Below are 6,058 nucleotides of genomic sequence, written 5' to 3' on the forward strand. Positions count from 1 at the left end.
AATTGGTGCCGGCCTTGCTATTTTTTCCAGCAACTATTCGCGTCTAATGTTGCCGAAGCGACTGTCTTTTGCCCAAGTTGGTCGATGGACAGAGACCCGCATTTGTCGTCGCTCATGCTTCCCCCGGCAACCGGAGTAGCCGTGATCGTATAAGTTGTCGTACTTAACGAGGCACTGATATTGTATAAAGCGGTACCAGTTTTGGGGGACGTGCTAAACGGCAAAACGACGTTAGTTCCCGAAGAGTTTTTATCGTATTTATTATTTTCAGTGAAGTTTCTTTCCAGAAACTGGGCGGTTTCTAAAAGAATAGCTTTGGCTTCGGTTCGGTTTCCTCTGTGAACGTACTCCGAGTACGATGGAATTGCGATAGCGGCAAGAATTCCGACGATTCCCACCGTCACCATCAATTCGATTAGAGTAACACCATCTTGTAAGGTATTTTTCATAACGCTATTTTATTGAATTTGCAACCAATATAAACGGTTAGCAGTTCCTGCGGAAACCGTTTGTCCCTTATTTTTAATCGATTCGATTTTACTGCTGGTGCCCGAGCCTTCTTTTACGGCTATTCCGGTGCCTTCTTTATCTAACCAAACTAAAGATTTAACCATACCGACTGAGAATTGAGCGCCGGATGCGAATCCTCCGCTGGGTAATGAATCTTTGCTATCAAATTTATCGTCATCGTTTAAATCGAATGAGGAGGTAGTTGTTGCGCCGCCGGTCATGAAATTGAGTTCCATTAGCCAGCTGACTCCACCTGGACTGCAGGGGTCTGAAGATGGAATTGCCGTCAAAAATATGATTCGGTCTAACATTAACAGAGCGCCGGATATAACTCTCTCTCCTTCAGGCGTAGCAGAGGAAGGCAGTAAATCCATATACCAACCGCGTTTGCTAGTATAGTCCACAGAGTTTGCCGAAGTTCCTCTTAAGTTGTATTGGTAGGTTACTAGGCACTCGTTTGTTGGGGTTAACGGATCGTCAGTACAGTCGCTTATCGTTTTTGTTGTGCCTTTGGCCACTTCTTCGGTAATCGTTTGCGCGACTAAATTGCTACGAGATACGGTGCCCGTTGTATTAGGTTTATCCCAAATACCGTAAAAAGTCTGAACATCATTATTTGTTACATCTGTAGTGGTTAAGTATCTGCCTGTGCCGAAAAAAACTAAGACACCTCCATCGGAATGAGCCCCCAAAATCGGCTGCGCGGTAATAGGTTGGGGTACGCCAGTCGTTCGTTCAGCGGTAAACAACGGCGCGCCGGCGTTTGCTAAGCCCCAGCCGGTTGCAGAAGTACTCGTTAAATCAAACTTCCAGAGATTACCCTGCAGATCCCCGGCGTAGACGTAATCAATGATTTTATCGCCATTGCTGTCGTATAGTTTTGGTGTGGACAGGCCGTTGCTGGTACTGGCGTTGGTTGGTATTTTCTTGATTAAACTACCGGTCGTTAAATTGACGATATAGAGAAAGGCTTTTTCCGATGTACTGTTGTAACCATTCCCGAAAATAGCAACCCAATCGCCGCTACTCAGTAAACCGATTTGAGGTTGACTGTAGGTCAAGCCCAGTCCGTTACTATCGGTTGTACCGACATTTCCGGTATCGGCGCTGGTTCCTTGATACTCCCACAATACGTCTGCCGCGGGGCTAAATGCGGCAGGATTTGAAATATTCAACGCGTAAATTGACTTCCCGCCTTTATTTAGGCCCCCTACGAGTACTGTTTTCCACGAGCCGTTTAAGTAAGCGTCGCTGATATGTGGAGAGCCGTCTACGTAGTAGGTGTGAGCGTAATCCGTGTCGGTGAGTTTGCTGAGCTTGTCATAGACACCAGCAGGCACATAGGCGATGACCTCTTTGCCGGAGTTGACGTTTCCGGTATCGGCCCGAAATCCGTGCAACATGCCGTCGTTCCCGCCGACGTAAATCATCGGAATACGCGGGGATGACACACTGGTTTTGTTGGTTACGAATTGGGCGTAGCTCGATTGACCGGAAACCGTGGTCGGTAATTTTTCGTAGCCATAACTTTCGCTTTTGGTGTAAAGAGGGTCGGAGTTGATAACGTCTGCCAACACGGAGCCGGTACGGTCGCGAAACTTGCCGCCGTTACGAACTTCGTTGCTGGAATCCCCCCTGATCCAATTCAAACGATTTTGACCGGTAGTAACGGTACCGAGTACACCCGACGAGTTGGTCTGAAGAGCCGTCTGCTGACCGGAGCTCAGGTTGTCCCACAGAAAAGTGGTACCCGCAGATTGGTTAAAGGTATAGATGTTACGGGCCGCCGCTGACGGGATTAGCGCCCCCGCATCCCAATTGGCGTCGTTGATATCAAGTTTATCGTCGTTATTGACATCCACCACAAATCCGGAGGCATTGACTGGGAAGTTAAATAAATGTCCGCTCCAATCTGTCGAGTTGAATTGCGCTTGGTATAGCATGGTACCGCTTTGAATGCTGGTTGAGTTTGCCGCGGCAGCGGAGGCAGCTGCAGTACGCTTCAAAACATCGTCCAATGCACTTTTCAAGGATGTTTCCAAATTTTTGGGATCTATCGCGAAGAAATAGCGGTCCGGTTTTCCGTCCAGATTACTATCCCATTCGGCAGTAGTGCTCGGTATATTGTCGTTATTGGCATCGATAAAACCTCCCCACTTGGCGGCATAATACAGCGGTTGTTGCAAGCTGTTCGCTGAGCTCGAACCGATCGTATAGGTTACCGAGGTTGCCGCATCACTGGTATTACAGCTTGTGCATGCGGTGACGCCTAGAGGATCGGTGTAATCGTAAGTGTTGATGCCGGAATGGGCGTGGAATCCATCTTGGGTTGTCCCACTGATGATGTAACCAAAACCCATTTGATAGGGAGTCGACTGGGCTATAACGTCGGTAGTGATAGTGACTTGAGTCGAGGTGACCGAGTAACTGAGAACGCCCCATTGATCCTGATCGAAATCCCCGCCCTGTTCGCTGTCTTCCCAGTTTATATAGAGTTTGCCTGTGTTCGTCGTCGCGGTGCTGGACTGGCTGACGATCTTGAAATCGACGATTGCACAGTTTCCGCCGATATCGGTGTTTTGGCAGGCCGGTAAAATAGTCACGGTTTTTGTTGAGCTACCCGGCACTGGCACTACGATTTTCGGAACCTGCGGCGATAGGGCCACTCCGTAAGTGGTGACGACTTGTTTACCCTTTAAAGCGGACCGAATATCGTTAGTATGGGAATAATGCGCTAATCCGGCAATATGATATGAACCTGCAAGCCTTGGCGCGTCTGGGCACGTACCGCGCACGCCACTGAGACTGCTCACCGTTTTGGCGGTACACAATTGGTTGTTATCGGCGCCGTTTTCGCCGACGAAGTAACTATTGCCTGGGATGCTTTCCCCGGTCCCCACGGCGTTGGTCAACGTGTCCATGCCTGAGGCGCCCAAATCGGTAACAGCGCTGAGTTCGTCGCCGTCATAAGAACTGGTGCTGGAGTTGAACTGGATGATGTTTTGGGTGGCGCACCACTGCTCTGGTATCACCGGGTCGCTGGCAGTTGCGGTGGTAAGGCCGGAGATGTAGCTGGAGTCGTCAACGTTAAAGGTCGATAACGCGGATTTACCTGCCAGATAACGTAGCGACTCTAATAATATCTCGGATTGTGGGTTGCCCCAGTTATTGCAGGAACCGTTAGAGAAGCTATTCAATCCCCAGATACAACCCGCACTGCCGGTTAGACTGTGATAGGTACCATCATCGTGGCGGTACCCGTAAATTCGCATCTTGTCTAACGTGTTAATGATTGCGCCGGTAGAGGGGGCTGACTTAAAGGTGCCGTTCGTTGATACGTTGATTTCGTCAGATAGTGACGATGCGTTTTTGCGAAGGACCCCGCCGGATTTGTTTTTGCCGTACGAACCGGTTAGCAGGCCAAAACGCACTTTATCGTCGTCACCGTAGGTTTGTAATAAACCGATTGGTTTGCGGGTACCGTCAGGATAAATTTTGCAGTTTTCGGTGCCGATGTAGTTTGCGTCACATACTTTCACCTTAGCCACATAATCTTGCGACCCCAAGCCTTGGCTTGCTTTGCTCGGATTGCTGCTTTGGGCGCTGATTCCGGAGCTGGCGGATACATTACCGTTAGAAGCGGCTTTTTCTTCCGACCAGCGACATTGCCAGCGCTCGTTAGATGCCCATAAAGAATAATTGCCTTTTGCTACCCGAATTAACGGGTCGTCTGTAACGTTTTGCGACAAGGTTGTACTCGAAACCGTTGTGTTACATAGCGTGATGCCGTTAGTAACGTCGGTTGAGGAGAACGGGGTTAACTGGGTTAGATCGGACCCGCTGTAGAATTTGGCGAAACTGTGGGCATCGTTCGGCAGGTAACTGCGTTGCAGAACGGTAGTGCCGACAACCGGGCCTGTAATTGTTGTGGTCGTAGTGGTGGTGGTGGTTTGGTAAGGGGTCGTGCTGGTAGAGCTGAATGTCTTGGTGTAGGTGTTGGTATAGGGCGTCACCTTGGTGCTGCACATGCCGCCAGATAACTTGTCTTTCTTTACGGTAACAGTATACGAGGCGGTATAGGTTGTGGTGTAGAAGGTAGAAGTCGTTCTATTGAAGGAGCTGTCGTAGCTGGTCGTATAGGTTGTCGTGGTCACGGTACCCAATGCCGACTCAGTGTACGTGGTAACCGGAGTACTATTGGTGGGCGTGGTATTCGTCGCAACACTATCCGTCGTTGGGCCGTTCTGAGTCGTGCTGGGGTTTGAATCGCCGCTTGGTAAAGTCTCGCCGCTGGTTATCGGCAGTTGGGAACATTGCGTATTTGTTCCGTTGTATGTCTCACCTTGGGTGGTGTTGGTCAGGGACGTGTTTGTCAACGTGTAAGCTGTCGCGGGCGAGGCAGGACCAGTTGCAACCGGGGCAGAGGTTACGGGAGGCGTGGTTGTCGTGGTCGTGCTAGTAGTGTCGCCGGTATCGGTTGAACGGTTCCCGCCGTACAATATTTTCCGTATGGTATCTATCCGGGTCATACTCGCCCAATTCAGAAAGTTACCACTCCACGCCCCACTGCAATATTTATTGCTGGTCGTGGCGCTAGGCTCAAATCTTTTGTTTGTCGTGTTATAGGTATAACACTTGTAACTGTCAAAATACCCGTAGTAATCGAAGCTATGCTTGTATGAAGTTTCCGGAACGCCGTCGTTGTCAAGGTCGGAGTAATCGTCGAATGCCTTGAATGCCAACTGGTGGTCTTTAGAAATGTTGAGCATCAAAATTGGCGTTGTCGACGACGTTAGGAACAACGGGGTATCGGCCAAATTAAGTTGTGCGGCATAAACTCCGCGGGAAATCGCGAAAAACGCAACGGCCTGTAACAATAATCTTGCAGACATTCTATTCATGATTGTTGTCCTAAAAATTTGTTACCCATCCCTAAGGGGTGACGCTAAACAAGGCTTGCAGAATAACGATTGCATTACTATCGCCGCCGATAGCCCGCGTGGTGACACGGTATTTTTCCGTTGAACCTTCATTCGGCATACGTTCCACGACATACATCGGCTGTGCCGCAATTTGGTTGAGCGCAAGCGCTGCAGTTAGCGCGGTAGTGTCGGACCAGTCAAATTGGCGAGTAGTACCGTTGCAATCGGCTGCTCCGGTTCCGTTCCAATAGCTGGCGTTGTTGGGTAAGCAGACGTTGATTGCTCGTAGGCCGGGACCCGTTACCGTGCCGCTGGTGGTATCGGCGGGAACCGGAATTAACGTGCGTATTTTGATGCCGGTTGTTAAATTTTTTTCAACATATTCAAGTGCAGCTTCAGCGGCTTGTAGCGCCAAGTCCTGATTACGGCTGTTTCCGGCCATCCGTTCTTCCAGAGTGCTCATCTGGGCGACATTCACCCCAAATACAGCAAGGATGATCAAAAAGATTAGGGCGGTAAACAACGTCGCGCCGCTTTGGCGATGCCCCGGAGATATTGCTGTCCGCATAACGCGGTGCGAATGATTGTGAACCCGGCCGTTAAATGTCGTTCGGGCTGAGCTTGTC

3 protein-coding genes are annotated in these 6,058 nt (G+C 49.8%); all 3 read right to left on the minus strand.

Going from position 1 to position 6,058, the window contains the following annotated elements:
• Nucleotides 1-17 precede the first annotated feature (17 nt).
• Nucleotides 18-449, minus strand: coding sequence for a type IV pilin protein (locus C2U68_RS17795; protein ID WP_140913813.1), 432 nt, complete (start codon nt 447-449; stop codon nt 18-20).
• A 9-nt stretch (nt 450-458) separates the two neighbouring features.
• Nucleotides 459-5,411 (minus strand): pilus assembly protein, encoded by a 4,953-nt coding sequence (locus C2U68_RS17800; RefSeq protein ID WP_140913814.1) that lies wholly within the window; start codon nt 5,409-5,411, stop codon nt 459-461.
• 31 nt (nt 5,412-5,442) lie between these two features.
• Nucleotides 5,443-6,058, minus strand: a 616-nt coding sequence (locus tag C2U68_RS17805; protein WP_222101931.1) for a PilX N-terminal domain-containing pilus assembly protein, incomplete at its 5' end; no start/stop codon positions are given.

Origin of the sequence: Methylomonas koyamae (assembly GCF_006483455.1) — a bacterium.
GTDB lineage: Bacteria > Pseudomonadota > Gammaproteobacteria > Methylococcales > Methylomonadaceae > Methylomonas > Methylomonas koyamae_B.

Coding starts and splice junctions, on each gene's coding strand:
- C2U68_RS17795 (WP_140913813.1), bottom strand. CDS start 449: ATGAAAAATACCTTACAAGATGGTGTTACTCTAATCGAATTGATGGTG.
- C2U68_RS17800 (WP_140913814.1), bottom strand. CDS start 5,411: ATGAATAGAATGTCTGCAAGATTATTGTTACAGGCCGTTGCGTTTTTC.